Source organism: Dankookia sp. P2 (assembly GCF_050632255.1).
In the GTDB taxonomy this organism is placed as follows: domain Bacteria; phylum Pseudomonadota; class Alphaproteobacteria; order Acetobacterales; family Acetobacteraceae; genus Paracraurococcus.
The window spans coordinates 3,202,249-3,228,287 of sequence record NZ_CP192581.1 but is presented as its reverse complement, the minus strand read 5'-3'; the positions used below and the strand labels follow the sequence as shown (position 1 = coordinate 3,228,287).

Genomic DNA, 26,039 nt, shown 5'->3' with positions numbered 1-26,039 from the left:
GCCTCAGGCGCCGCCCGGGTGATGCCACCCGCGCGGCGCCTTGCTTTCAGCCCTTGCGGGCCGGCTGGTAGTTGGCCAGCACCGGCCGCGCGGTCTTGCGGCGCACCGCAAGCTTGCGGTGGTGCCGCACCGCCGCGGGACGCGCCGTCCGCGGCGGACTGGCTGCCGCCACGGGGGCGGCCGCTGGCGCTGCGGCCAGCGGCACGCCCGCTGCCGTCGGCTCGGCGCCCGGGTCGTCCAGCACGTCCGGCTCGGCCACCGTGGTGCGGCCGAGCTCGGCGTCGCGGTGCTGGCGCCAGAGGCTGCGCAGCCTGGCATAGACGTCGATCGAGCCGCTCCGCAGATCCTCGATCGTCTCGAGATTCCGTTCCCGCTCGTCGATGCCCTCCGCCACGCCTCGGCCGACCGCGGTCAGGAAGGGGCTCGGATAGCCGAGCGGATTGAGGAAGCCATTGCCGATCATCCCCCCAGCTCGCGCGGGTTGGACGGGCCGACGACGGGCAGCATCAGGAAGGGCCCATCCCCCAACCCCCAGACCGCAAGTGTCTGGCCGAGGTCGGCCACCTGCTTCGGCGGCCCGCCGATCGGCGCCAGGTCGAACAGCCCGCCGAGGCCGAGGGTGGAGTTGATGACGAAGCGCATGACCGAGGTCCCGGCCTCGATCGGCTTGCCCTGCAGCAGGCGGTTGGCGGCGACCGCCGGTTCGTTGATGTTGTCCAGCACGTTGCGGATGCGCTGCCGGGGCCAGGGACCCAGCACTGCCCGGTACCCCTTGGCGACAGGCTTGAACACCGCGTCGTCCAGCTGGAAGTTGAAGTCGAGGATGCGGCGGTTGGTGGCTTCGAAGGGATCGGTCGGGTCGGTCGGCGCACCGGTGACGACAACCGGCGGCAGGGTGCCGTTCTGCGCGACCTGGCGAGGCTTCGAGGCCTCCCGGGCGCAGGCCCCCAGCGCCAGGGCGAGGCAGAGGATGGCGGCGGGCGAAGGCTTCATGCGCGAGGGGACCGGACAGGGACGACCCCTTCTAGCCCGAAGCCACACGGACACGCGACGCACGAAGCCGCTGCCGTTCCATGCTTGAGGCCTTTCTCGGCGCGCTGGCGGGGCTGGCGGCCCTGGCCGGCAGCGTGACCGCGCTGCTGGCGGCCCGCGCGGTCGGGCGGCTGGCCGCCGCGGCGCCGGCGACCGGCCCGGCGCTGGCCGCCAGCATCCTGAAGCCGCTGCACGGGACGGAGCCGGGACTGGACGGCGCGCTCGCCTCCACCCTGGCCCAGTCCCATGCGGCGCCCTTCGAGGTGCTGTTCGCGGTGCGCGACCCGGCCGACCCGGGTGGCGCTGCGGCGGAGGCCGTGATGGCCGCGGCCCCTGCGTTGCCCGCCCGGCTGGTGCGGGACCCGCGGCTGCACGGGCCGAACCGCAAGGTTTCCCAGCTGATGAACCTGGAAGGGCTGGCTCGCCACCCCGTGCTGGTGGTGGCGGACGCTGACATGGCGGTGCCGCCGCATTGGCTGACGGCGGTGACCGCGCCGCTGGCCGATCCCGGCATCGGGCTGGTCACCTGCCTTTACCGGGGGAGCCGGGGGATGCCCGGCTCTGGTCGCGCCTGGCAGCCCTTTGGATCGACTGGCAATTCCTGCCGAACGCGGCGCTTGGGGAGGCGATGGGCCGGGCCCATGGCTGCTACGGCGCGACCATGTCGCTGCGGGCGGAGACGCTGGCGCGGCTTGGCGGCTTCGCCGCGCTGTCCGACCTGCTGGCGGACGACCATGCGCTGGGCGTGGCGGTGCGGCGGCTTGGTCTGCGGGTGGTGGTGGCGCCGGTGCTGCCGGCGCATGTGATGGCGGAGGCCAGCCTGCCGGCGCTGGTGCGGCACGAGCTGCGCTGGGCCAGGACGCTGAGATTGCTGGATCTTCCCGGCTATGCCGGCATGGGGGTGACCTTCCCGCTGTCCTGGGGTGCCCTGGCCGCGGCCCTGGTTCCCTGGGGCTGGTTGACGCTGGCGGTGGCGCTGGTGGCCAGGCTTGCCCTGGCCATCCGGGTGGACCGGGCGTTGCGCCGCTGCCTCAATCCCGGCCGGCTCGCGCTCTTGCCCCTGCGCGATGCCTTGTCATTCGCTATATGGGGGCTTGGGCTGGCCCGTGGCACGGTGACGTGGCAGGGACGGCGCTTCCGGATGCGCCCCGACGGCAGCATGGTCGAGGCAGGATGATGAAGGGCGATAGCCAGTGACGATGCGGACCCTGTTCCTCCAGGCGCCCTCCTTCGACGGGTTCGACGGCGGCGCCGGCTCCCGCTACCAGGCGAGGCGGGAGATCAAGAGCTTCTGGTTCCCGACCTGGCTGGCGCAGCCGGCGGCACTGGTCGAGAAGTCCAAGCTTGTGGACGCGCCGCCGCACAAGCAGACGCTGGCCGACGTGCTGCCGATGGCCAGGCAGCACGACATGGTGGTGCTGCACACCTCGACGCCCTCCTTCGCCTCGGACGTGAAGGTGGCCGAGGCGCTGAAGGCGGAGAACCCTTCGCTGAAGGTCGGGCTGATCGGCGCCAAGGTGGCGGTGCAGGCAATGGAGAGCCTGCGCGACGCGCCGGTGGTCGACTTCGTCGCCCGCAACGAGTTCGACTTCACGGTGAAGGACGTCGCCGACGGGATGGACTGGTCGGCCATCAAGGGCCTGTCCTACCGCAACAAGGAAGGCGTTATCGTCCACAACGCCGAGCGGCCGATCCTCGAGGATATGGACAGCCTGCCCTTCGTCTCGCCGATCTACCGCCGCGACCTGGACTACCAGAAATACTTCATCGGCTACCTGAAGCACCCCTATGTCTCGATCTACACGGGGCGCGGCTGCAAGAGCCGCTGCACCTTCTGCCTCTGGCCGCAGACGGTCGGCGGGCACCGTTACCGCACACGGTCGGTCGGCAACGTCATCGAGGAGATCCGCTACATCCGGGACAACTTCCCCGGGCTGAAGGAGATCTTCTTCGACGACGACACCTTCACCGACGACCTGCCGCGCGCCGAGGCGATCGCGCGGGAGATGGGCAAGCTCGGCGTCACCTGGTCCTGCAATGCCAAGGCCAACGTGCCGCGGGAGACGCTGAAGGTCCTGAAGGATGGCGGGCTGCGGCTGCTGCTGGTCGGATACGAGAGCGGCAACCAGCAGATCCTGCACAACATAAAGAAGGGCATGCGGATCGAGGTGGCGAAGAAGTTCAGCAAGGACTGCGCCGAGCTGGGCATCGCCATCCATGGCACCTTCATCCTCGGCCTGCCGGGCGAGACGAAGGAGACCATCCAGGAAACCATCAAGTTCGCCATCGAGACCAACCCGCACACGCTGCAGGTCTCGCTCGCCGCGCCCTATCCCGGCACCTTCCTGTTCGATCAGGCGGCGAAGGAAGGCTGGCTGGACACGGCGAACACCGAATACGTGGACGCGCACGGCGTGCAGATCGCGCCGCTGGCCTATCCGCATCTGTCGCACACCGAGATCTTCGACAGCGTCGAGACCTTCTATCGGAAGTTCTACTTCCGGGCGCCGAAGATCGCCTCGATCTGTGGCGAAATGATTCTGCGACCGGCAGATGCTGGTGCGGCGTCTGCGCGAGGGCGTGGAGTTCTTCGGCTTCCTGCGCGAGCGGGCCAAGGCGAGCGCCCAAGGGAAGCTGGATCAGAAGGCGGCCTGAGCCAGGCCCAGCCGGGCGCGGTGCAGGATGGCCGCGCCCATCGGATGGTCGGCCCAGCGCGACCGCATCACCAGCCAGGATCGGCCGGCCCCGCGTGACCTCGCGCCTCATCGTCAATGCGGATGACCTCGGCCTCTCGCCGCAGGTCAATGCCGCGATCGAGCGCGCCCACCGCGAAGGCGTGCTCACCGCCGCCAGCCTGATGGTCGGCGAGCCGGCTGCGGCCGAGGGCGTCGGGCTGGCCCGCCGCAACCCGCGCCTGGCGGTCGGCCTGCACCTGACGCTGACCGACGGCACCCCGATCCTGCCGCCCGGGCGCATCCCCACCCTGGTCCAGCCGGATGGCCGCTTCCGTGACGACATGGCCGGGCTCGGCCTGGCCCTCGCCATCTCCGGCGCGGCGCGAGCCCAGCTCCGCGCCGAGGTCGCCGCGCAGTTCGCTGCCTTCCGCGCGACGGGCCTGCCCTGCGACCACCTGAATGCCCACAAGCACTACCACCTGCACCCGGTGATCGCCGCCATCGCCTTCGCCGAGGCCGCGCGCCATGGCATCCGCGCCGTCCGCATCCCCTGGGAGCCGCCGTCGCTGGTCCCCGGCGCCGGCCGCGCCCTGCTGCCGATGATCCTGCTGCTCCGCCGCCTTGCCGCCCGGCACGGGCTGCGCGCGCCCGACCGCGTCGTCGGCCTGCGCTGGTCCGGCGCCTTCACCCCCGACCGCCTGGCCGACGTGCTGCCGCGCCTGCCCGCGGGCGTCACCGAGGTCTACCTGCACCCCGCGACCGAGGCCGGCTTCCCCGGCGCCGCGCCGGGCTACCGCTATGCCGAGGAACTCGCCGCCCTGCTCGACCCGCGCGTCCGCGCCGCCGCCGCCCGCCACCCGACCGGCGGCTACACCGCGATGCTCGCCGCATGAGCCGTCTCGGCCCGCTGCTCGCCCTAGGCGGTCTCGCCCTCGCGCTGGCGCTGCTGGCGCAGCAGGACTTCTCCGAGGTCGGTACCTTGCTCGCCGCCGCCGGCCTCGGCCTGGTGCTGGCGGGGCTCGCGCATGTTCCCTCCATGGCGCTGAATGGCCATGCCTGGCGCCTGCTGCTGCCGCGGGCGCGCCGTCCCAGTCTCGGCGCCATGACCGCCAATGTCTGGATCCGGGAATCGGTGAACGGACTGCTGCCCGTCGCGCGCGTTGGCGGCGAGATCGCCTCCTACCGCCTGCTGCGCGGGGAGGGCGTCGCGATCGCCCCCGCTGCGGCCAGCCTGATGGTGGACATGGCGATCTCCATCCTCAGCCAGCTGGTCTTCGCCCTGCTCGGCCTGGCCCTGCTGGCCTGGACCGGCGCCGGGATTGGCTGGGGCGGCATCGCGCTGGCCATGCTCTGCGGCCTGTCGCTCGCGGCCGGATTCATCCTGGCGCAGCGGGCGGACATCCTCTCCCGCCTCGCCCGGCTGCTGAACGGCGTCGCCGCCGGCCGCTTCCCGGCAATGCAGGCGCATTCGGCGCGGATCGACCGCATGACCCGGCGGCTCTGGCGAGTGCGCGGCGCGATTCTCGGCTGCTTCCTTTGGCAGCTCGCGGGTTGGGCGGCGGGCGCGCTCGAGATCTGGCTGGCGTTGTACTTCCTCGGCCACCCCGTGGGCCCCGCCGAGGCGCTGGCGATCGAAGCGCTGATCCAGGCCGTCTCCTCCGCCGCTTTCCTGGTGCCCGGTGCGCTCGGCCTGCAGGAGGCCGGCTTCCTCGGCCTCGGGATGCTGCTCGGCTTGCCGGCCGAGGTCGCCGCGGCGCTGGCCGTCGCGCGGCGCATTCGCGACCTCGTCGTCTTCCTGCCCGGGCTGCTCGCCTGGGTCTGGGCCGAACGGCGGCTCGTCGGCGCCGTGCCGGGCCTGGGCTGACTGTCGCCCGCGGCTCGACCGAGACCGACCCGCCCTCCGACGCGGGCCGACCGGAACCGGCTTACGCGATGTCAGGCGTAGCCCTCGTACCGCGGCAGCGGCGTCTCGGCATCCTCGGATACCCGCCGGAGACCGACCGCCTGCAACAGCAGCAGAGTGACATAGAGCGGATTGAGCAGCAGGTAGCGTCGCCACAGCCGACGCGGCTCACGGAAAAGCCGGAACAGCCATTCAAGGCCGCGGTCCTGCATCCAGCCGGGCGCCTGCGCCAGGCGCGCGGCGTGGAAATCGAAGGCCGCCCCGACCGCGAGCTGCGGCATGCGCAGCGTCTCGCGGTGCTCGTAGACCCAGACCTCCTGCCGCGGACAGCCAAGGCCAACGAAAAGGATCTGCGCGCCGCTCTCGGCCAGGTCTTGGGCGATCGCCGCCTGCTCCTCCGGCCCGACGCGGCGGAAGCGGGATGGCAGCATAGCGGCGATCTTGAGGTTGGGGAAACGTGCGAGAAGATTCTCGCGCAGGTCGTCCAGCACCTCCGGCTTGCTGCCGTAGAATGCGATGGGCAGGCCTTCCGCCTCCGCCATCTGGCAGATGCGCAGCGTCAGATCGGGCCCATACACCCGGTCCTTGAGACCGGCGCGGAACATCAGGTTGAGTGCCCAACGGACCGGTTGCCCATCCGGCACAACGAGATCGAGCGCGTTGAGGCGGCGGCGATGTTCGGCGTCGAGCGCGCCGGTCATCACGCCGTGGACCGCGAGTGCCGTAACCGTCAGGGGCTGCCTGGCGACGGCCGCCTGCCGCACGGCCGCGCAGGTGCGGGCGTAGTCTGTTGCAGTGATCGCGACGCCGAGGATGTTGTGACGGCCAGGCACCAATGCGGTCCGCGGGGCGGGGCCCGCTGCAGCAAAATCCGACAAATGATCCTCCATTCGTCCGCGCTAGCCAGCTACGCGATGTCTGTGCCTTGCGCAGCAACTTGCACAGCGGTTGCGCCTCGCTCACCGGGTACCTCAAGCCGGCCCAGCCCAACAGGAGCGACCGTGTGCGGCTCAACCGGTGTTCAGCATCGGCCGCGTGCGGGCCTTGACCGGGAGCGTAGCGGATGCCGCGCGGCGGATGGATACAAGGTTTCCTGCCAGCGCCGCACCTCACGCCATAGTCACTTACGTTCGGCGTGATGGCCGCAGAACCTGAGTCCGTTGGAACAGGGCAGCATCATCCTTGCCGACCGATCTTCTGCCGCGACCGACAATGCCTGCTTGCCGGCCCGGGGATGCGCCGGACGGTGCATCCAGCCAACCCATTCCGCTGAGCTGACAGGTGTTTGACCCCTCACCTGCTTCGCATCGCTGTGCAACCGATGCATCGTCGTGGCCAGTTCGGGTCTCAGGGCATCCGCAGCCTTGTCGAAAGGTCAGGGCTGCAGACCACGACATTTACAAACAAGTCGGAGAACCAAGGCATGAGCATCGCCATCGTGACCGGATCGGGTGGGCTTGTTGGCGCCGAGTGCGCCCGGCTGTTCGCCGAGCGCGGCCTTGAGGTTGTCGGCGTCGACAACGACATGCGTGGATACTTCTTCGGCGACGGGGCGAGCACGCGCTGGCAGGTCGATGCGCTGCGCAGCGGCCTGAAGCGCTACACGCACGTGAATGCGGATATCCGCGACGAAGCCGCCATGAACCAGCTGTTCGAGCGTTATGGCCGCAACATATCGGTGATCATCCATTGCGCTGCGCAGCCTTCACACGATTGGGCAGCGCGCGAGCCGGCCACAGATTTCACCGTGAATGCCAATGGTACGCTCACCTTGCTCGAGGCGACGCGCAAGCATGCGCCCGGCGCAGTCTTCATCTTCGTGAGCACGAACAAGGTCTACGGCGACCGACCCAACCATCTTCCGCTGGTCGAGCAATCGACCCGGATGGAGCTGTCGCCCGAGCATGCATGGGCCGAGTTCGGCATCCCCGAGGAGATGTCGATCGATGCGACCCTGCACAGCCTGTTCGGAGCATCCAAGGCAGCCGCCGACCTGCTGGTGCAGGAGTATGGACGCTACTTCGGCATGCGGACGGCATGCTTCCGCGGTGGATGCCTGACCGGACCCGGGCATTCCGGCGCGCAATTGCATGGCTTCCTCGCCTATTTGCTGAAATGCGCGATGACGGACACGCCCTACACCGTCTTCGGCTACAAAGGTAAGCAGGTGCGAGACAACATCCATTCCCGCGATCTGGCCAATGCCTTCTGGTGCGTCTTTCAGCGGCCGGTCTCAGGCGAGGTCTTCAATATCGGTGGCGGACGCCACTCAAACTGCTCGATGCAGGAGGCGGTCTCGATGGCCGAGGAGCTTGCTGGCCGCAAGATGCGCCTCACCTACAGCGACGAAGCCCGCATCGGCGATCATATCTGGTGGATCAGCGACGTACGGAAGTTCCGCGCGATGTATCCCGAATGGGATTACCAGTACGATATCCGTGAACTGATGCAAGATATCCATCTGGGCTTGAGCGAGCGGATGGCGGGCGCCGCCGCCTGAGGCTTGCCCACCGACCCGAGGCGGAACGCGCCGGATCGCATCTGCGAGCCGGTTGCGTCAGGGCGACCTTGAGTGGGTCGGAAGCCAGCACGGTCCAGCTGTCTGAACCTGGTTGCAAGGACGGGTGGACCTGCCACCGGTGCTGGTCAGGATGCCCGTTGCAATCCCCAGCCATGACCCGTCTTGCAGCGTGCCGCGTTGGGCCATGTCGAGTGCGATCCAGCCGGGTTCCTGGCCCAGACGGTCCGGCATGGTTCAGTCAACGACACAGCGCATAAACGGTCTGGGCCGGACCGGGTGCCTCCACCCGCTCGAGGATCGACGAAGGCCATCTTGCCTCAGCGCGCTGCTCTTAGATGGGCAGCAGTACGAGCTCCGAATAAAGCTTGTCTATCCCGCGCCCGTCGAGCGTGGCGGATTGGTAGACCGCGTGGTTCGGCAGGGCGATACCCCTCGGGGGAACGGACCAGAGACGTGAATCGGCCACCAAGGCGCCGGTCCGCTGCCGCCGCAGCACCGCAAGCTTCACGCGCTCCAGGTGCTGCGCCAGCAGCTGCGGCGCGCTGCAGTACAGCACCTCCGAATACGGAAACCTTACCGGCAGAGACCGCAGCAGTCGTCCTGGCATGCGTTGCACACGACGCTTGATCACCAAATAGGCCCGCTCTGTCCCGGAACGGATGACGAGTTGCAGGCATCCGAAGGGAGCGTGGTCGTCGAAAACCTGCTGCTCGGCCGGATCGAGCAGGCCACGCACCACCTCAGGCTCGCAATCGATACGCGGCGCGGGCGCCGTAAGGGTATCGGCATGCGTGAAGAGCGGCATGAAGATCCGACTTCCGCCGAGTTTGGTGAACTGCAGGGCAGCGAAGGCTCGCTGAGACAGGGTGGACGGCGTGAAGCTGGTATATGTCGTATCAGCGTCGCGCGAGGCGGCCACGAGCAGGGCAATGCCCCAGCCCCGGTATTGCGGTCGCACATACCAAGACGAGAAATTGCAGAAGCGCGCCCCGTCCCGGAGCGGGTGCCGCGCATGGACCGTGCCCAGGAAACCGACGATCTCGTCACCGGCCACGAGCAGAAGGCCGTGATCATGCGCCTCCTCAAGCCATTGGTATTCGAAGAGCCGCCGCCAGACCGACGCCCCGATCCCGGAGCCGACGAAGCTGGCCTCAAGGAAGCGGCAGAGAGGATCGAGATCTGCCGGCGTCACCGCCCGGATTCTCGGCTCGCCGGACATCCCGCTCGCCTGCTCCTGGGCCTCGCCCGGCGAGGTCCTGCAGATGCCGCGCCAGGCCTGCGATGGTCGGCGCCGCAAGCACCGTGGACATCCGCAGGCTGCGGCCGAACTCCTTCTCGATCGACAGCAGCAGGTTCAAGACCCGGAGTGAGTCGGCCCCCTGTTCGAGGAGGTTGTCCGCTGGTTCGAGTGCCGGCAGCCCGAGCACCGAACCGCACAGCGCAGTCAGCCGGGCTTCAACGGTCGCCGCTGCCGTGGATTGGACCACCTCCTCCGGGCAGGCGAGGCGCGCGGCGATCTGGTCGAGCGATTCCGGATTGCGCAGCGCGTCGCGGTTCTGCACCGGGCGGCCATTGGCTGCCTCGCGCGCCGCCACCTCGGACTGCTTGCCACTGAGGGTGACGGGCAAGGCATCGACCGCGACGATCTGCGCCGGCACGAGCGCGGCGGAGCCGCGCCGCGCCAGCTCCGCGCGGATGCGCTTCGACAGCGCAGCGTCGAGCTTGGCGCCGCGGCGGAGGACGACGAGCAGCACGAGGCGCACCCCTCCGGGCTCCTCCTCGCTTTCCTTGGCGATGGCCATCGCTTCGGCGATCTCGTCGAAGTCCTTGAGGATGGCGTAGATCTCGCCCGGCCCGACGCGGATGCCGCGGATGTTGAGGATGTTGTCGGAGCGCCCGTGCAGCTTCCAGCCACCATAGGGCGTCCGCTCGATCAGGTCGCCATGCGTCCAGACGCCGGGATTCGCCGCGAAGTAGCTGCGGTGGAAGCGCGCCCCATCGGCATCGCCGTAAAATCCAAGCGGGCGGGACGGGAAGGGCCCTGCGCAGATCAGCTCACCCGTCCTCGCGCGCGGATCATCGGCCGGCGGCAGCACCCGCACGTCGAGTCCGAGGCTGCGGCACTGCGCCTCGCCGGCATGGACGGGAAGGTTCGGATTGCCCAGAACGAAGCAGCCGATGATGTCGGTTCCGCCCGAGATCGACTGGAGCGGCAGGTCCTTCACCTCCTTGCCGACCCAGTGGAACTGGCGCGGATAGAGCACCGACCCCGTGGACAGGATGCTGCGCAGCTTCGACAGATCGTGGTGGGACCGTGGCGAGTACCCCAGCGCCTCGCAATATTGCAGGTAGGCCGGGTTGGTGCCGAAGACGGTGACGCCGTGCTCCGAGAGAAGATGCCAGAAGGTGTCCAGCCGATCCAATGGTCCGTCATAGACCATGATCTCCGCGCCGGATGCCAAGGCGCTGAGCTGCCAATTCCACATCATCCAGCCGCAGGAGGTCTGGAAGAACAGCTTGTCTCCTTCCTGCAGGTCGCAATGCAACCGGTGCTCCTTGACGTGCTCGATCAGGGTGCCGCCCGCGCCGTGCAGGATGCATTTCGGCGTGCCGGTCGTGCCGGAAGAGAACATGATGAAAAGTGGGTGGTTGAAGGGCAGACGCGGCCAGGCACGATGCTCCGGCATGCCGTCGCGCAGCAGGTCGGCCAGGCGATGCAGCGTCGCTGCGGCATTGGGCGGCAGCACCCCGACATCGAGCGCCACGACTGCAACCAGCGTCGGGAGGTCGGTGAGAAGCTCTGCAATGCGGTCCGCGACTGGCGAGCCCAAGTCCCAGGGCTGCGGCGCAAGATTGACGAAGAGGAGCTTCGGGGAAAGCGGCGCGAGACGGGAGCGGATCGCGAAGGCGCCCATATCCGGCGTGCAGGTGGCGACAACCGCACCGACCGCCGCAGCCGCCAAAGCAACGATGACCACTTCCGCATTGTTGCGGGCGACGGCTGCGATCCGGTCGCCCGGCCCTATGCCCCATCCCAGAAGCGCGGCTGACAGCCTGGCAACCTTTGCGTGCAGCTCGCCGAAGGTCAGCCTCTCATATCGTCCTTCGGCATGGCAGGCCGTCAGGGCGGGGCGGTCCGGGTCGCCCTGCAGCAGACATTCAGTATAGTTGAGGCGCAACCGCGGAAAAAATACCGCAGCTTCGCATGTGTCGCCAACGCAGACGGGCTCGAGCGCACCTTCATGCGGCAGTTTCGACCAGCGCCAGAAGCTGGACCAGAAGGTGCGGAAATCGGCGGCCGAAAAGCGATCAGATTCTTTGTAGTCGTCGAACTCCTGATCGGCTTCGACCCGGAGTCGCTCGACGAACTGGGTGAGCTGGGAGTGTTCGATAGCCGCAGGATCCGGCAGATATGTCACCGCGGCCACTAACTGTGGTTTCGTCACTGTTGAATGATCCGCTGCATGCATGGCGAGTATCGACGTTGCTGCCATCGATTGACCAGCGGCGTGGCCGGTGGGTTGCTTCATATATCCGTCAAGGATGCCGTCCGTCGTGCGGCGTTCGTTCGTCCACCGGCTCACATCATGCGCTGCCATCGATCGCGGCACGCTGCTGTCCAACGGCAGCGGCAAGGCGCCGCCGCATTGCCTCCAGGATGCCGCTAGCGGGTCACGCAGGTATCGGCGATGTAGAGCGCGTCGATCCCCATCTCGACGAAGGTGTCAATGGCTTCCTCCGCGTTACAGACGATCGGCTGGTGATTGACGTTGTAGCTGGTGTTTAGGACGACCGGAGTACCGGACATTTGGCCAAGCAGCGTGAGGAAACGGTGGAATGCCGGGTTGTGCTCTGCATCCACGGTCTGGACGCGTGCCGTGCCATCGACATGGACGATGGCTGCCAAGGGCTCTACCCAGTCGGGACGAACCCGCGTCAGCATCGTCATGTAGGGATAGGCTTCGCCCGGCTTCAGGTCGAAGTAGACATGGGAGGCTTCCGCAATCACCGCGGGCGCGAAGGGGCGGTAGCTCTGCCGCTTCTTGATCGCCAGGTTGATGCGATCCTTGTTGGCGGCGTTGGAAGGCAGCGCAAGCAGGCTGCGGTTGCCGAGCGCGCGCGCGCCATACTCCATGCGGCCGTTGCAAAGCGCGATGATCTTGTCCTCGGCGACGTCCTTCGCCGCGGCCTGCAGCATCGCGTCGGTGGAGGAAAAGGAGGTGACGTTTAGGCCGCGCGCCGCCGCATGGGCGAGGACCTCGGCCGCCTGAGGCTTCGGTCCGAAGAAAGGCATGCGGTTCAGCGCCCGAACCGGCATTCCGAGAGCAGCGCTGTGGGCCGCCGCCGCGCCGAGCGCCGTGCCGTCGTCGCCCGACGCATAGCCGACATAGACCTGCTCGAAGCGGCCATCGTCCCGGAGCGCGCCTGCGGTCATGCAATTCTCCGCACAGCCGCCACTCAGCAGGAGGTTGGCGGTGCCCGCCTCGCGGGCGAAATGCGCGCAGATGTGGAAGACGGCTTCCGTGAAGCGTCGCTGCAAGGCGGCACTGACATCGGCCTTCTGGCCGATTGGCGCGTCCGCCCCGGCGAAGCCCAGCCCATTCTCCAGAACCTGCATGGTACCGGCGTAGAACAGTCGATCGACGAAGCTCCTGTTCTCCTCCAGCGACGGGATCTCGATCTGACCCCCGTCCCGCAGCAGGATCGCCGAGGCGAAGAAGTCCGTGTATCTGTCGGCATTGCCGAGGCTGGCCAGGCCCATGACCTTGTACTCATCCTCGTTGAAGGCGTAACCGAGAAAGCGCGTCACCAGGGAGTAGAAGGCGCCAAGGGATCTCTGCAGCGGATAGCGAGCGAGGCGCCGCACTTGGCCCTTCGCCACATGATAGACCGAGGTGGAACCGATCTCCCCGGCCGCATCCATGACGACTCCGAGGCATTCCTCAAAGGGCGCGCTGATCAGCGCCGAATGGAGATGCGCCAAGTGGTGATCGACCGGAACGAAAGGAGGGCACATGCCGTAACGCTCAACGAGCATCGCCTGCATCGCCCGAGGCGCGAGGCAGGTCTGGTAGTAGGCCTTCGCAACTGGTTCCTGGAAGGCGATCTCGTAGCGGCCATAATCGAAATTGGCGCACACCGCATCCAGGTTCCGGAACGAGGTCCCCGCCGCGTCAAGGCAGTAGTCGATCGCCGCGAAGGGGGGCGCCACTCTTCTTCTCCCGGTCAAATCGCTCCTGGGCCGCGGCGGCGACAACCTCGCGCTTGCTTCAGCACCGCTGCCGCGGTGTCCATGCCCTGCATCATCCGCTCGCCGAGCGCCATTCGCTCCGGAAAGTTTCCCTTCAGGAAGCGCTCTACCCCGGCAAGTCCGCTGATACCAAGAATGGCCATCTCACTTACCCCCCAGTCGCAAACTAGTCGTCATCTTTAGCCCCCGGACATGCGGCAAATGCAGGGCCGGGCGCCAAGCCTCGCTGGGCAGTAGTGTCCTGGGATGGACGTGACCTAGGACAACCCCCTGCTGCAGATCGGCGGGCGCTCGCGGCGGCCCGGAAAAGCACAGGAATTCCAGCCTTCATCTGCTGGGCTCGAGGCATGCAGCGCGCGGAGGCAGCCCGCGCCACAAGGCCGCGATGGCCACGGCGCCCCGGACGGTGGCCGCCACGCCACCGGCGATCGCCGAACCGAACACACCGAAAGCCGCCGCCAGCGAGGTTCCGACGCTGAGCGCCGCCGCTAGCCCGGCAAGCTGCATGTTCCGCTGCGGCCGCAACCAGCCGAGACCGAGGAGCAGCGCATTCCAGGCATTCGGCCAGGATGACGACAACATAGGAAAGAGCGCCGAGGCGCAGTGCACCAGCATAGTCCACGTACCGATTGCCGGCGCCGAAAACCACGCTGATGATCTCGACCGGGAATGCCCCGATCAGCAGCACGAACCCGATGGCCGTCAGGGCGATCGGCGCGGCATCCGCGATCCCGCCGGTAATCGCGGCACGTTCGCCCACCTGCGTCAGCCGGCGCGAGAGGGCTGGCACGACGATCGACTGGATGCTGAAGATGAGCGGGTGCGACACGCCGAGGAGCGAGATCATCGCCGAATGTGCGGCGACCGTGGATTTTCCATGCAGCAGAAGCAGCGTCCAAACCACCACTTGCGGCGCGACGACATCCCCGAGCGCGCCCACCGAGGTCATCCTGCCAACCCGCCAGAGATTGCCCGAGCAGGGACCGCGACAAGCGCAGGTGACCGGGCCGGATACCCGACTGCCAGGCCTGCAGAACGACGGCGATGCAGGCGCTCAGCGCGAGCGAGCCGAATGCGACTTCCACCGACGCCATATGCGACCTCGACGCAATCAGAACGCCAAGCGGCATGCCGATATGACAGACGCCGTCGCCCACGGCCGCGAGCAGGATTCGCCGCTGCACGATCAGGCTGCGCCGCGTCACCGCCTGCAGAAGCCAGAAGGTGAGCGCAACCGCTGCAATAGCGGCCTCCTGGGCAGATGAGATGACCCAGGCGGCCATGGCGACGAGCATGCTGAGCGGAACCACGACGACCAACCCGCTGACCAGCGTGGCGCCGAACACCCCCGCATCGCCGCGTCGGGCTTTGCCGCCTCGAGGGTCATGGGATAGACCACCGAGGCGCCGAAGAAATTGGCTGCCAGGAAGAAGATTCCGAGAATAGTAGCGTAAGCGCCGAAATCGTCCGGCGCGATGTTGCGGATCAGCAGCAGGTTGGTGGCGAAAAACCCCAGGCTGATGACGCCCTGGGATGTCACCATCGCGAGCGCCCGGGACAGCCGGTCCGGCGCGACCACGGGTCGAAGCCGCCGACCCATACGCACCAATACCCCCGCCACGCTCATGCTTTGCTCCGCTGCCGCGTCGTGGAGAGCGCGACCAGGACATGGGTGGTCCGGCATGGACCGTTGAACACCCCTGCGCGCCTCACTGCACCCTCCGCGCTATCAGGGTAGATCCGGTGATAGTGGCCGCAGGTTGACAACTGATCCACCGGCCGGTGTGTCGAAGCCGAATTTCTGCCAACCAGCGATATCCACTGGCGTGCCGAGGAAGAAGCTTCCGGCGCCGGCGACATAGTAGGTGTTTCGTTGAAAGCGATTTGTCGGGGTGTGTTGGGCGCTGCCGCCGAAACCGTTCCTGCCGGCAGTGAAGGCGATGATGTTGTCCTCGATCTGGTTGTTCTGGGTGACCCAGGGACCCTGCGCACCTTGCCCGCGATTGCTCTCGTATAGCCAGATGCCGCCGCCATTGCCGACGACAAAGTTGCGGCGGACGATCACGTTCGAACTGTTCTGGATGTAGATCCCGCCGCCCTTGAAACCGTCTGCGAGTGACAGGTTGTTCCGCCGGATCACGTTGTCCTGGATGAGTGCGCCGTAATCCAGCTCGATGAGCATGCCGCCCACATCGTTGTCTTCAATCAAGTTGCCCGAAATAAGGCTGCCGCTGCAGTTTACGTCCAACCAGAAGCCGACCGTGTTGATGTTGTCGTGAATGTGGTTGTTGGTGAAGCGGAGATCTCGTCGTCCAGGCCAGCTTGATTCCTGCAACGCTTCCCGTCGCGGTAAAAGGCCACTCGCGCTTTTGATTGTTATGGTTGAATTCGCAATGGTCGATTTCGGCATCATGGATCTTCCAGGCCCCGATGCCCGACGCCTCATTGTGGTGGAAGTGGCAGTTCACCACACGCATCCCAGCGCCCAGCATCACCGGCGGCCCGATCCGGTTGTGGCGGAAGGTGCAGTTCTCGACCTTCCAGCCCCTGGCGCTTCCATCGGTCCCGAGCACACCGGTCGATTCGTTCGGGGTAGCCCAGTCGGCGAAGACCAAGCCGCTCAGCAGCACATCCGCGATGCCCTGCCCCTGGAACGCACGCGCGGCGCCTGCGCCTTCCAGGATGGTGTCACCTGACGCCACGCTGCCGTAGAACCGATTGCCGCTCTTCGGGGAGACGGTCTGCCCGACGAAGCGTCCCGCGGCCAGGATGAACGCGGTCCCAGGAGGCTGCGCATCGACCGCGTCCTGAATTTTCGCGCCGGCGGCAATCGGAATGGCACCGGGTGGCGGGACCGCGGCAACGCCGGTCCGACCGGAATTCCTTATTATGGCGCGGAGCGCCGCATCCTGCGCGCCCGTCATTCCCCCGACGGAAGCCGGCACGACGCCACGTTGCGGATCGCGCCCAGAAGCCCCCTGTTGCCGCCCGAGCAATGGCGCATCGGCGGTACGCGATTCCGCCCGGGCGGTGCTGGCGATCATCCTGCCGCCGAGGAGGAAGCCCATCGTCTGGATCAGGCGGCGTCTGTCGGGCCGTGGCGGAACGGTGGTGCTGGAGCCCGGCAATGTGGCCCCTGCGCTGCTGCGGCGGCATCGCGCCGCATCCGGCGTCGGCTTCAAGGGCGGCATAGCGAAGTCCCAGGTTGGATAGAGAGCGGCACGGCAGGATGCCCGGGCATAGTACATGGTAGCCCGCGAGGAAGCGCAGGTGCGGGGTGTCGGACCACTATGCGCTGCAGGCCGCCGGAATCCTGCCACAGCTTGTCGAAAGCCCAGTAACGCAACGCATCGTGAATTTGTTGCCTGAGTGCTGACCACACGGTGCCTGCGGCTGCGGCGCAAGCGGCCTGACGAGGACGGACGGGATGCTTGACGATATCGGGAAGTATGTACGGCTACCGGTGCAACTCGCCTGGCGCGGCGCAAAGAGCCTCGCGGGTACGCCGCAACGCGTCTGGCTGACCTTCGACGACGGCCCGGATCCGATCCATACGCCACGGATCCTCTCCGTGCTCGAGAAGCACTCGGTCGTTGCGAGCTTCTTCCTCATCGGTGAGCGCGCGGCCGAGGCGCCCGGCCTCGTGCGTGAGATCGCGGCGGCCGGGCATCGCATCGGCAACCACAGCCACACGCACCCCGACCTCCGGACGCTGTCCGCCGCGGCGGTGCGCGACGAGTTGCGGCGGGCGGAGGACGCGATCGGGGACGTGCTCGGCACCGCGAAGGTATTCCGACCGCCGCATGGCGCCCGCAACCAGCTGGTGGACGAAGTTGCAGCCGAACTCGGCTACCAAACCGTCCTATGGGACGTCAGCACCCGTGACTGGCGGCCGAGCTACCAGCCGGACCGCTGGGTCAGGCATACGGCGCGGCTCGTCCGGCTATGGGGCGACTCCCGCATCCTCCTGCATGACAATGTCAGGACGACCGCCGATCACCTCGACAGCTTCATCCAGCGGGTCAAGGAATTCCCGCGGCTGTCCTTCATGCCGGCCAGCAGTCTCCGTCCCGAAGGGGCCTGACGCGACGTCGATCATGAACCGCCCGGGACGACGATGACGCACCCGCACGTATGTGTCCGGCGTGATCCCGGCTGCCTGGCTTGGACCAGATGGGGTGGCGCCCGACGGGCGGCACATGCGAGTTGTCAGGCGAGCGGCCCCCGGTCGGACCGACCGTGGGAGTGCCCGCACGCCCCACAAGAATTCCAGCCCCGGGGTGACCTCAATACTTCGAGGGCCGAATAATCGATTCGAAGATACCGTTCCAGATCAGCACAACTTTCAGTACCAAGGGCGCTGAGGATAATATGGTTCTGCATGCAGATGCTGCACTTTTCTGAAAGAACACAATCCACATAATTCAACCGAGAGTGTATAAATCTAGAGATCGTAGGCAATTCTGGGATCACAAAGCCGCAAAACAGGCACGATTCCGACGCAACCCGTTTCCACTCCGTCGAAAACTAGGCATTATGACGGCCGCAGTGCAGCAAACGCTCGCCGGAGATCCTGGGGTGTATAGCTCGTGCCTATCGCAACACCGGTCCGCATCCGGCGTCTTCCCGACCTGAAGTAGAGATATGGTTCTATTTGCGCGCAAGTTCCGATTGCTGCGCAGTGCGACCTCGGAGCTCGAAGCACCTTTCACCTTGCGTGGAGTCGTAGATACATGCGCGATTACAAGAACCGCGTCCTCGTGACTGGTGGGGCCGGCTTCATCGGTTCTCATTTGTGCGAGCGTCTGATCGGCCTCGGCTACGACGTCCTGTGCGTGGACAACTATTTCACCGGATCACGGGCGAACATCGCGCATCTCTGCGGCGATCCGCTGTTTGAGGTCATGCGGCACGACGTGACTTTCCCGCTCTATGTCGAGGCCGACCAGATCTACAACCTGGCCTGCCCGGCCTCGCCCATCCATTACCAGTACGATCCAGTGCAGACGACGAAGACTTCGGTGCACGGGGCGATCAACATGCTTGGCCTCGCCAAGCGCACCGGAGTCGCGCATCCTTCAGGCCTCGACCTCCGAAGTCTATGGCGACCCAGCCGAACACCCTCAGAAGGAGAGCTACTGGGGTAACGTGAACCCCATCGGCATCCGGTCCTGCTACGACGAAGGCAAGCGTTGCGCAGAGACCCTGTTCTTCGACTACCATCGCCAGCACAAGCTGGAAATCAAAGTCGTTCGTATCTTCAACACCTATGGTCCGCGCATGCATCCTGCAGACGGCCGGGTCGTTTCGAACTTCATTATTCAGGCGTTGCAGAACCAGCCGATCACGCTCTATGGCGACGGCAGCCAGACACGGTCTTTCTGCTATGTCGACGACCTGGTGAACGCGCTGATCGGCGTGATGGCGACGCCTGCGCATGTCTGCGGGCCGGTCAATATCGGCAACCCCGTCAGATCCACGATCCGCGAGCTCGCCGAACTCGTGCTGAAGCTGACCGGTTCCAAATCGCGGATCGAGTTCCGGCCCCTGCCCTCCGATGACCCCCGCCAACGCCGGCCCGACATCAGCCAGGTCCAGTCGCTGGTGGAAGGCTGGGCCCCTGTCACGGCCCTCGAGGAAGGGCTGGGGCGCACGATCGACTACTTCCGGCGGCTTCTCGACATGGCGCCGCGCCGGAGCATCCTGTCGCAGGCGTTGGACAAGCCTTCGCCGATGCTGCGCGACCTCCTGACGGTGCCGGCACAGACGGTCTCCGCGCTCGGTCCGGATCCCGCCTGATCCAAGCTTCAAGCCTGGCGGAAGACCTTTGGCAGCCCGTCATTGGTCTTCCGCGACCCGGTTGGCGTCCGCGATGTCTGTGAGGAAAAACATGAGCGAAGACGGTATCGCCGGGCTTGCCCCCGATCTTCGTGTCCTCCTTGCCAACCCCGCAGCGGTGGGCCCGCGTCTGCCACGGCGCATCGCCCCCCGCAGCGTCCGCCTGGCCGTCGCGGGGCTCGATGCGCTGGCGCTGATCGTGGTGGCGATCATCACCTATGCGGCTTTCCCGGTCGCGGGCTATGGCAGCGCGACAATCCTCGGTTTCAGGTCCTGGCCACAGCCCTGGCCGCCGCGATCCGCTCCGCCATCCGGACGGCACCGGCATCCCTGTCTCCTCCCAAAGCCTCCGTCTACCGGGCGGTCGCGGCCAACAGTGCCGCCATTCTGGCGGTCGCTGCCGCGACATGGCTCGGGCAGTCGCAGCTCGTCGCGCCGGCACCGACGCTGCTGGAATGGCTGCTCGCCTGGCTCATCGCCAGCGCAGCGGTCACCATCGGGCTGCGGCAGGGCGCGGCGCATCTTGCACGGACGCTGACCGATGCGAGGGGCATCGTCCTGGTCGGGGCACGCGAGCATTCGGAGAAGGTCGCCCGCGTGCTGGCCGCCGAGCCCGGGGAAGGCTGGACCCTCGCTGGCCGGGTGGACGACCGCGAGCCCGGGGGCCTCGACCGGCTCGTCGACATGGTCGAGAAATCCTCCGTCAGCATCGTCGCCCTCACCATCGTCGGCGAGAACGCCGCAAGCCGGATCGCCGCGGTATGCGAGCGGCTGGCCGATCAGGCGGTGACCATCTGCGTCGTCTTCGAGGCGGAGTCCCTGGTGCACCTGTCGCCGACGCTGATCCGCATCGGGCCCTTCGCGCTCGCCGACCTGGCGGTCGATCCGCATCAGGGCCTCGCCGGCGCCGCCAAACGTGCGCTCGACATTGCCGTAAGCGCCACGGCGCTCGTCGCGCTCGCGCCGATCCTGGGTGCGATCGCCCTTGCGATCCGACTCAGATCTCCCGGTTCGGCGCTGTTCCGGCAGTGGCGCTTCGGACTTGGCAGCCGCCCGATCCTCATCCTCAAATTCCGCACGATGTATGAGGATCGCTGCGACACGAGCGGCGCGCAGCGGACGGCGGCGAATGATGATCGGGTGACGCGGCTTGGCCGCATCCTGCGGCGAACGAGTATCGACGAGTTGCCGCAACTCCTGAACGTGCTCCGCGGCGAGATGTCCCTGGTGGGCCCGCGGCCGCATCCGCTGCACATGCGGGTCGGCGACCAATACTACTTCGAAGCGGTCGAGCGTTACCGCGCGCGGCACCTGGTGAAGCCCGGCATCACCGGCTGGGCGCAGATCAACGGATCGCGCGGTGAGATCGACACTTTCGAGAAAGCGCATCGCAGGGTCACGCTCGATCTATGGTACCTGAACCACTGGTCGCTCGGGTTGGACCTTCGGATCCTTTTCCGGACCGTCATCGGCGGCTTCGCCAGCTTCCATGCCGATTAATGTAGTTGCCCGGATAGTCAGATCGCGCGCGGCGAGCATGGTGCTGGGTGGTGCAGCGAAGCGACATGCGGATGGGTCACGGGCTCATCCGCTGTTGGGCGAAGAGGAAAGGCTCGCCAGCCTAGGGGCGAAAAGGTCGAGCCGCTCGGCGCGGTGAAGTCGCCCGCACCGCGGGCGGAACCCGCCCTTTTCAGGCGGATCGTGGCCGGCCGGCTGCGCGCAGCAGGACGTAGACCGGCAGCATCGCTTCGGTAAAGGTAAAGCGGTCCAATCTGGCGCCGGCGCTAGTCACCGCGCCATTCTGCTGCAGCCGCTGCCAGTTCCGTGCGCCGTCTGGCAGCCTGCTCAGACGGATGCCGCCCGGTGTGGGATGCACCGCGAAGTGTCCAAATGCGTCGTAGTTTCCAGCGGCAGACTGCAGCAGCGCCACCATGCCCGCATCCTGGCCACGGCCGGTCAGCGTATCATAGAGGCTGACGATACGCGGATCCGCTTCGGCCTCAGCAGCGAGGATGGAGTCGGTCAAGGATGCGCCGCTGACGACGTCCTCACCCCGCTCGAGCGCCGCTTGGCCAGCCCGCAACGCCAGCAGATGCGCGACGTAGGGAATGCCGCGCGCGAGGATCGCAATGCAGGCGCGTGCGGCTTCGGGAAACTCAATGCCGGCGTCCCTGCTACCCCTGGCGACGATCTCCTCCAATCCGACCGGCTGCAGGACCGGCAGAGCTATGGCACTGATGCAGCGCTGGATCGAGGGATGCCGGCCGAGCAACTGCTCGAGATTGTCGGACACACCGATGATCAGGAAAACGGACCGACGCTCTCGTCCGAAAGCTGCTTGATCGTGTCGGCCAGGGAAACGCGCGTGGCGTCGTCGGCAATCCGGTCGAACTCATCGATGACGAGGACAGGCCGTACGCCGCCGAAGCGTGTCGCGACCGCCACGACATCGGCGGGTCGAACGGGCCGCGGCGGCAACAAGGCCTCGCCGTTCTGCACGCCATCGGCAGTCCCTGGGAGAGCGAGATCCAGCGACCTGAGCGGCATGCCACGGAACAAGCCGCGCATGATGGTGTCGAAGTCGCTACCGACGGAACAGACATGGCGCGAAACCGGGAGCCCAGCCTTGCGGATCGCGCCCATGGCCAAGTTGGCGAGCGAGGTCTTGCCGTAACCACGCTCGCCGTAAAGGATCACATGGGAGTGGTCCTCCATCACGGCGCGCAAGATCCGCTTCAGCTCCGCGTCGCGGCCGATGAAGGAATTCCTGCCCTGCGCACCGACCGGCCGCATGCCCTCTCCAGCTTGCGGTCTGCTTGGGGTGAAGGCTTCGGAGAGCCGTTGGCGGCGGAGCCTGACGCTCTCGATCCCGGTAGTCGCCGATGGTTGTCGCTCTGGCTCCGGTCCGGGGTGCCGCGCGGCTGTAGTGCCGGTTGCTGCGTGCCGCGTAGGATGCGGATCGGTCTCCAGACGCGCTCTAGCATGGCTTCCTTGGAAAATGCCTGTTCGGCGACCAGACGGGCGCGACGAAACTGGCCGGGAGCCTAGCCTTGGGAGGAACAACGGTACACGCACAACTGCGGTGCGAGGCGCGAATGCTGCAGCCGAGGCGCGCCCGACAAGACGCGCCCCCAATGCAGGTGCCAGGATCGCGATGGCGAAGTCCGGGCGCCTGTCTCCGCCGGGACCAAAGGCCCGGCGGATTTCGCCAACTCAGGCGAAGACCATGTCCGTGGCACCAAGCTTCGTGGCATGCGCCAAGAACACGCTGTCACCCACGGCGTCGTAGGTGACCAGGAGGCCGGCGACACCGTTCTCTGTCGCCAGCTTGCTCGTCACTCCGGAGGCGGTCAGACCAACAAACTTGAGATGGTCATAGCCGGTGGCAAAATCCTCGACCGTTATATGACCGACGCCGGACTTGAGCACATAAGTGTCGTTGCCGCCGCCGCCGGTGAAGTCACCGCGGCCCGTGCCGGCATAGAAGATGTCGGCCCTGCTGCCACCGGTGGCGATGGCGTAGCCGCCGGCTCCATGCAGCACCAGGCGCGTGGCCCCTTCGGTGGTCACCGTGTCGTTGCCGGAGCCGAGATAGACGTCAGCGGTCGAGTAGCTGCCGGTATAGGCAGCGTTGTACAGGCTACCGTCGCCGGTCGCGTGCGACGCTGCCAGTGGCGAGAGGCCGACGGCGGTGATGTGCACCGTGTCGTTGCCCGCGCCGGTGTGGATCGTCATGATATTGCCCGTGCCGCTGGCATTGCTGTGTGCGACCCAGGTGATGGTGTCATTGCCGCCGCCCGTGGTGATGTTGCCGGATTTTGCGGCAACCGCCGTGACATCGAGGCCGGTCGTCCCTGCGGCACTCAGGGTGAGCTGCACCTGCTGGAAGTTGTCGAAGGCGAGATGGGTGGCGTTTGTCGTGGCCCAGCTGGTCGGTGCGGTTTGCGCCGCCACTACCCCGCCCCAGGCGGGAGTGGCACGGAAGGTGTGGAAATCCTCGCCACCATATGTGGCATGGCCTTGCCAGACGCTGCTGTCCTGGCCCCAGGTGCCGGGCGTGCCGAAGGAGATTGCCGGAACGGTGTCGCCGGCCGTGGCCGCCTTGGTGAAGGCGAAGTTCGAGCTGCCATTGCTGTAGAGCACGGCGGTGCCGTTCGCCAGGGCGGTGCCGGCGAAGCTGACGCCGTCGATGTGTAGGTTGCGGTCCTGCCCGGGCAGGGCGTCGGCCAGGTCATTGACGAAGCTGACGGTCACCGCGTGGTTGCCCGCGGCCCAGTTGCCCTTGACGGTGAGGAGGTCGTCTTGCCCGCTGCCGGCGATGGCGCCCGCGGTCAGCGTGCCGCCGACCCGCTGGCCGTCCACCGCGACGGTGTACTGCGCGTTACCGAGATAGTAGTCCTGCGAGACCTTCAGGATCAGGCTGTCGGTGCCGGAGCCGATGGTCTGCACCACCGGCGTGGTGGCCGTGGCCGCCTTGGTGAAGGCGAAGTTCGAGCTGCCGTTGCTGTAGAGCACGGCGGTGCCGTTCGCCAGGGCGGTGCCGGCGAAGCTGACGCCGTCGACATGCAGGTTGCGGTCCTGGCCCGCGGAGGCGCCAGCCAGGTCATTGACGAAGCTGACGGTCACCGCGTGGCTACCCGCGGCCCAGTTGCCCTTGACGGTGAGGAGGTCGTCTTGCCCGCTGCCGGCGATGGCGCCCGCGGTCAGCGTGCCGCCGATCTGCTGGCCGTCCACCGCGACGGTGTACTGCGCGCTGCCGAGGTAGTAGTCCTGCGAGACCTTCAGGATCAGGCTGTCGGTGCCGGAGCCGATGGTCTGCACCACCGGCGTGGTGGCCGTGGCCGCCTTGGTGAAGGCGAAGTTCGAGCTGCCGTTGCTGTAGAGCACGGCGGTGCCGTTCGCCAGGGCGGTGCCGGCGAAGCTGACGCCGTCGACATGCAGGTTGCGGTCCTGGCCCGCGGAGGCGCCAGCCAAGTCATTGACGAAGCTGACGGTCACCGCGTGGCTGCCCGCCGCCCAGTTGCCCTTGACGGTGAGGAGGTCGTCCTGCCCGCTGCCGGCGATGGCGCCCGCGGTCAGCGTGCCGCCGATCTGCTGGCCGTCCACCGCGACGGTGTATTGCGCGTTTCCGAGATAGTAGTCCTGCGAGACCTTCAGGATCAGGCTGTCGGTGCCGGAGCCGATGGTCTGCACCACCGGCGTCGCGCCGCCGGTCGAGCCGGTCGACGGGTCGGAGGGCATTGAGCCGCTGTTGAAGGTCGTGCCGCTCGCCGTCGTGTCGAGGCCGGCGGACTGCCACTGGGACACGGATACCGTGCCCCCGTTCGACAGCTGCGCCGAGCCCGAGAGGTAATAGGTATTCGCGTACCACTTCACGTCGGATGCCTGAACGCTGCCGCCCGTGCCATTGGTGCCGGCCGACAGCTGGATGATGTTGTCGTGCACGGAGTCGTTGGAGACGACCCAGGGCCCCTGGGTGCCGGTCCCGCGATCTGATTCTGTAGACCCAGACGCCTCCGACATTCCCACGGAGGATATTGCCGGTCACCTCGGCATTCTGCGAGATTCTGGATGTAGATGCCGCCGCCTTGGAAGCCGTCATAGGACGGGTCGTTGTTGCCCTCGATCAGGTTGCCCCTGATCGTCGAGCCATAATCAAGCTCATCGATGATGCCGGTGACGTCGTTGTTGGCAATGTGGTTGCCCTCGATAACGGTACCGCTGCAGTTGATGTCCGTCCAAATGCCTGGAGCAGCCACGTTGTCGTGGATGTAGTTGTTCGAGATTATCGTGTCGGTCGCCTGGGCCACCTTGATGCCCGCGCCGGCTCCGGTTGCGCTGAACGGCCCTGCACCGGACAGGTTGTTGTGGGCGATCTCGTTATGGGTCACCACGGCGCCGGTCACATTCCAGGCGCCGATAGCGGCAGTCTGGTTATCGTGGAAGTAGTTGTCGCGCACTATCATGCGGGTGCCGAGCATGATCGCAACGCTCGACGTGATACCCGTGAATTCGCAGCCCTGCACGACCCAATCGGTCGCACCGCCATCCGTGCCCAATGCGCCGATCCCCTGGTCAGGCGGCGCGTAGTTGGTGATCTTGAGGCCGGAAATGGTGACGTTCGCCACTCCCTGCCCCTCGAAGGCGTGCTGCGCCCCCGCGCCGTTCAGGACCGTCTGGCCATTCTCGCCGTAGAAGCTGTCGCCGTTCTTCGGGTGGATCGTCTGGCCGGTGTAGGTGCCCGCGCTGAGGAGGAAGACAGTTCCGCTCGGGTTGGCGTCGACGGCGGCTTGGATGTTCGCGCCCGCGGCGATGCGGACAAAGTTCGAAGGCGGGGCATAAACCGCTGTGGTGATCCCGGCGTTGTTAGCAATGGTTGCGGCGTCCATATCTGACTCTCGCTTTCGTGAAGTTGTCGGCGAGAGGCCTATCACGTCCAAAGAGCGTGTAGGAACGGAGAAATGAACGTAATACGCGTTACCATTCCTTCACGATAATTAATGAATTAATGAATGAAGGCTTCACTATCTATGTTGCGTTGCAATAAAGTAGATTAATAATTCGGAAAGGGGCGGGTCTGCAGACGCGCGACGTCAGGAAGCGGTCGCTTTGTCTTTTCCCGTCTTCAACAGAGCCGTGAGCGCCGGCTACTGACGCCAGCATTGCTTGGTGTCTGCTCTCGCTGGCGCACAGGACGGTATCCTGCGAGGGCCGCACACCGTCAGCGGATCGCCAACGCCGCCGCACAGGCAAACCGTCGACCAACCCAGGAACGAAGCGCTGATGGGGCCGGCCGCTCCGCAGCGACACGTCGCATCG

General features: G+C 66.6%; 20 protein-coding genes and 3 pseudogenes. 9 read left to right on the top strand and 14 right to left on the bottom strand.

Features of this window, described 5'->3' with window-relative positions; translation table 11 throughout:
• Positions 1 to 46: 46 nt before the first annotated feature.
• Together ACQ86J_RS19075 and ACQ86J_RS19070 are read right to left on the bottom strand one after the other, a co-directional pair.
• Entirely contained in the window at positions 47 to 463 is a 417-nt protein-coding gene (locus ACQ86J_RS19075; protein ID WP_431266743.1) for a hypothetical protein, read from the bottom strand.
• A complete protein-coding gene (locus ACQ86J_RS19070) occupies positions 460 to 993 on the bottom strand; it encodes an MlaA family lipoprotein (protein ID WP_431266742.1) in 534 nt (177 codons plus the stop codon). The genes ACQ86J_RS19075 and ACQ86J_RS19070 overlap by 4 nt, the downstream gene beginning before the upstream one ends.
• An 80-nt stretch (positions 994 to 1,073) precedes the next feature.
• On the opposite strand from ACQ86J_RS19070, the pseudogene ACQ86J_RS19065 reads away from it, so the two are divergent.
• From ACQ86J_RS19065 to ACQ86J_RS19045, 5 genes and pseudogenes are all read left to right on the top strand, one after another.
• A pseudogene (locus tag ACQ86J_RS19065) lies at positions 1,074 to 1,655 on the top strand (glycosyltransferase); the annotation flags it as partial.
• On the top strand, positions 1,559 to 2,209 hold the full coding sequence (locus ACQ86J_RS19060; protein WP_431272463.1) for a glycosyltransferase: 651 nt from the start codon (positions 1,559 to 1,561) through the stop codon (positions 2,207 to 2,209). The pseudogene ACQ86J_RS19065 and the gene ACQ86J_RS19060, both read left to right, overlap by 97 nt.
• Before the next feature lie 22 nt (positions 2,210 to 2,231).
• Positions 2,232 to 3,687, top strand: a pseudogene (gene hpnJ, locus ACQ86J_RS19055) (hopanoid biosynthesis associated radical SAM protein HpnJ).
• 94 nt (positions 3,688 to 3,781) lie between these two features.
• Entirely contained in the window at positions 3,782 to 4,600 is an 819-nt protein-coding gene (hpnK, locus tag ACQ86J_RS19050) for a hopanoid biosynthesis-associated protein HpnK (RefSeq protein WP_431266741.1), read from the top strand.
• Positions 4,597 to 5,571, top strand: a complete 975-nt coding sequence (locus ACQ86J_RS19045; RefSeq protein ID WP_431266740.1) for a lysylphosphatidylglycerol synthase domain-containing protein — start codon at positions 4,597 to 4,599, stop codon at positions 5,569 to 5,571. Before hpnK ends, ACQ86J_RS19045 begins: the two co-directional genes overlap by 4 nt.
• A 71-nt stretch (positions 5,572 to 5,642) precedes the next feature.
• Here ACQ86J_RS19045 and ACQ86J_RS19040 read toward each other — a convergent pair whose 3' ends face one another.
• Positions 5,643 to 6,500: a WecB/TagA/CpsF family glycosyltransferase gene (locus tag ACQ86J_RS19040; protein WP_431266739.1), complete on the bottom strand. Its 858-nt coding sequence runs from the start codon at positions 6,498 to 6,500 to the stop codon at positions 5,643 to 5,645.
• A 533-nt stretch (positions 6,501 to 7,033) separates the two neighbouring features.
• Between ACQ86J_RS19040 and ACQ86J_RS19035 the strand changes: the two genes are divergently transcribed.
• A complete protein-coding gene (locus ACQ86J_RS19035; RefSeq protein ID WP_431266738.1) occupies positions 7,034 to 8,110 on the top strand; it encodes an NAD-dependent epimerase/dehydratase family protein in 1,077 nt (358 codons plus the stop codon).
• 352 nt (positions 8,111 to 8,462) lie between these two features.
• Here ACQ86J_RS19035 and ACQ86J_RS19030 read toward each other — a convergent pair whose 3' ends face one another.
• The 7 genes from ACQ86J_RS19030 to ACQ86J_RS19000 all read right to left on the bottom strand — a co-directional run bounded on the left by ACQ86J_RS19030 (position 8,463) and on the right by ACQ86J_RS19000 (position 16,450).
• A complete protein-coding gene (locus ACQ86J_RS19030) occupies positions 8,463 to 9,350 on the bottom strand; it encodes a GNAT family N-acetyltransferase (protein ID WP_431266737.1) in 888 nt (295 codons plus the stop codon).
• Positions 9,283 to 11,754: an acetoacetate--CoA ligase gene (locus ACQ86J_RS19025; protein WP_431266736.1), complete on the bottom strand. Its 2,472-nt coding sequence runs from the start codon at positions 11,752 to 11,754 to the stop codon at positions 9,283 to 9,285. The genes ACQ86J_RS19030 and ACQ86J_RS19025 overlap by 68 nt, the downstream gene beginning before the upstream one ends.
• Positions 11,755 to 11,795: 41 nt before the next feature.
• Entirely contained in the window at positions 11,796 to 13,343 is a 1,548-nt protein-coding gene (locus tag ACQ86J_RS19020; protein ID WP_431266735.1) for a carbamoyltransferase C-terminal domain-containing protein, read from the bottom strand.
• A gap of 205 nt (positions 13,344 to 13,548) precedes the next feature.
• Entirely contained in the window at positions 13,549 to 14,322 is a 774-nt protein-coding gene (locus ACQ86J_RS19015) for a hypothetical protein (RefSeq protein WP_431266734.1), read from the bottom strand.
• A 261-nt stretch (positions 14,323 to 14,583) separates the two neighbouring features.
• The gene (locus tag ACQ86J_RS19010; RefSeq protein WP_431266733.1) at positions 14,584 to 14,961 is read right to left on the bottom strand and encodes a hypothetical protein; all 378 of its coding nucleotides are present in this window, start codon (positions 14,959 to 14,961) and stop codon (positions 14,584 to 14,586) included.
• Between the two features lie 150 nt (positions 14,962 to 15,111).
• The gene (locus ACQ86J_RS19005) at positions 15,112 to 15,630 is read right to left on the bottom strand and encodes a right-handed parallel beta-helix repeat-containing protein (protein WP_431266732.1); all 519 of its coding nucleotides are present in this window, start codon (positions 15,628 to 15,630) and stop codon (positions 15,112 to 15,114) included.
• Positions 15,584 to 16,450: a right-handed parallel beta-helix repeat-containing protein gene (locus tag ACQ86J_RS19000; RefSeq protein WP_431266731.1), complete on the bottom strand. Its 867-nt coding sequence runs from the start codon at positions 16,448 to 16,450 to the stop codon at positions 15,584 to 15,586. Before ACQ86J_RS19000 ends, ACQ86J_RS19005 begins: the two co-directional genes overlap by 47 nt.
• A gap of 359 nt (positions 16,451 to 16,809) precedes the next feature.
• On the opposite strand from ACQ86J_RS19000, the gene ACQ86J_RS18995 reads away from it, so the two are divergent.
• From ACQ86J_RS18995 to ACQ86J_RS18985, 3 genes and pseudogenes are all read left to right on the top strand, one after another.
• Positions 16,810 to 17,466 (top strand): polysaccharide deacetylase family protein, encoded by a 657-nt coding sequence (locus tag ACQ86J_RS18995; protein WP_431266730.1) that lies wholly within the window; start codon positions 16,810 to 16,812, stop codon positions 17,464 to 17,466.
• Between the two features lie 649 nt (positions 17,467 to 18,115).
• A pseudogene (locus tag ACQ86J_RS18990) lies at positions 18,116 to 19,181 on the top strand (UDP-glucuronic acid decarboxylase family protein).
• 42 nt (positions 19,182 to 19,223) lie between these two features.
• The gene (locus ACQ86J_RS18985; RefSeq protein WP_431266729.1) at positions 19,224 to 20,720 is read left to right on the top strand and encodes an exopolysaccharide biosynthesis polyprenyl glycosylphosphotransferase; all 1,497 of its coding nucleotides are present in this window, start codon (positions 19,224 to 19,226) and stop codon (positions 20,718 to 20,720) included.
• Between the two features lie 190 nt (positions 20,721 to 20,910).
• On the opposite strand, the gene ACQ86J_RS18980 is transcribed toward ACQ86J_RS18985, so the two are convergent.
• The 4 genes from ACQ86J_RS18980 to ACQ86J_RS18965 form a co-directional block, all read right to left on the bottom strand.
• Complete coding sequence (locus ACQ86J_RS18980; RefSeq protein WP_431266728.1) at positions 20,911 to 21,513, bottom strand: hypothetical protein; 603 nt, start codon at positions 21,511 to 21,513, stop codon at positions 20,911 to 20,913.
• A gap of 8 nt (positions 21,514 to 21,521) precedes the next feature.
• The gene (locus ACQ86J_RS18975) at positions 21,522 to 22,013 is read right to left on the bottom strand and encodes an ATP-binding protein (RefSeq protein ID WP_431266727.1); all 492 of its coding nucleotides are present in this window, start codon (positions 22,011 to 22,013) and stop codon (positions 21,522 to 21,524) included.
• A gap of 420 nt (positions 22,014 to 22,433) precedes the next feature.
• On the bottom strand, positions 22,434 to 24,665 hold the full coding sequence (locus ACQ86J_RS18970) for a beta strand repeat-containing protein (protein ID WP_431266726.1): 2,232 nt from the start codon (positions 24,663 to 24,665) through the stop codon (positions 22,434 to 22,436).
• Complete coding sequence (locus ACQ86J_RS18965; RefSeq protein WP_431266725.1) at positions 24,593 to 25,609, bottom strand: right-handed parallel beta-helix repeat-containing protein; 1,017 nt, start codon at positions 25,607 to 25,609, stop codon at positions 24,593 to 24,595. The genes ACQ86J_RS18970 and ACQ86J_RS18965 overlap by 73 nt, the downstream gene beginning before the upstream one ends.
• Positions 25,610 to 26,039 lie beyond the last annotated feature (430 nt).

What these genes read in the sequence shown, in the direction of transcription:
- ACQ86J_RS19075 (WP_431266743.1), bottom strand. Translation starts at nt 463, where the DNA reads ATGATCGGCAATGGCTTCCTCAATCCGCTCGGCTATCCGAGCCCCTTC.
- ACQ86J_RS19070 (WP_431266742.1), bottom strand. Translation starts at nt 993, where the DNA reads ATGAAGCCTTCGCCCGCCGCCATCCTCTGCCTCGCCCTGGCGCTGGGG.
- ACQ86J_RS18975 (WP_431266727.1), bottom strand. Translation starts at nt 22,013, where the DNA reads ATGCGGCCGGTCGGTGCGCAGGGCAGGAATTCCTTCATCGGCCGCGAC.
- ACQ86J_RS19035 (WP_431266738.1), top strand. Translation starts at nt 7,034, where the DNA reads ATGAGCATCGCCATCGTGACCGGATCGGGTGGGCTTGTTGGCGCCGAG.
- ACQ86J_RS19030 (WP_431266737.1), bottom strand. Translation starts at nt 9,350, where the DNA reads ATGTCCGGCGAGCCGAGAATCCGGGCGGTGACGCCGGCAGATCTCGAT.
- ACQ86J_RS19000 (WP_431266731.1), bottom strand. Translation starts at nt 16,450, where the DNA reads ATGGGCTTCCTCCTCGGCGGCAGGATGATCGCCAGCACCGCCCGGGCG.
- ACQ86J_RS19040 (WP_431266739.1), bottom strand. Translation starts at nt 6,500, where the DNA reads ATGGAGGATCATTTGTCGGATTTTGCTGCAGCGGGCCCCGCCCCGCGG.
- ACQ86J_RS18995 (WP_431266730.1), top strand. Translation starts at nt 16,810, where the DNA reads ATGCTTGACGATATCGGGAAGTATGTACGGCTACCGGTGCAACTCGCC.
- ACQ86J_RS19045 (WP_431266740.1), top strand. Translation starts at nt 4,597, where the DNA reads ATGAGCCGTCTCGGCCCGCTGCTCGCCCTAGGCGGTCTCGCCCTCGCG.
- ACQ86J_RS18965 (WP_431266725.1), bottom strand. Translation starts at nt 25,609, where the DNA reads ATGGACGCCGCAACCATTGCTAACAACGCCGGGATCACCACAGCGGTT.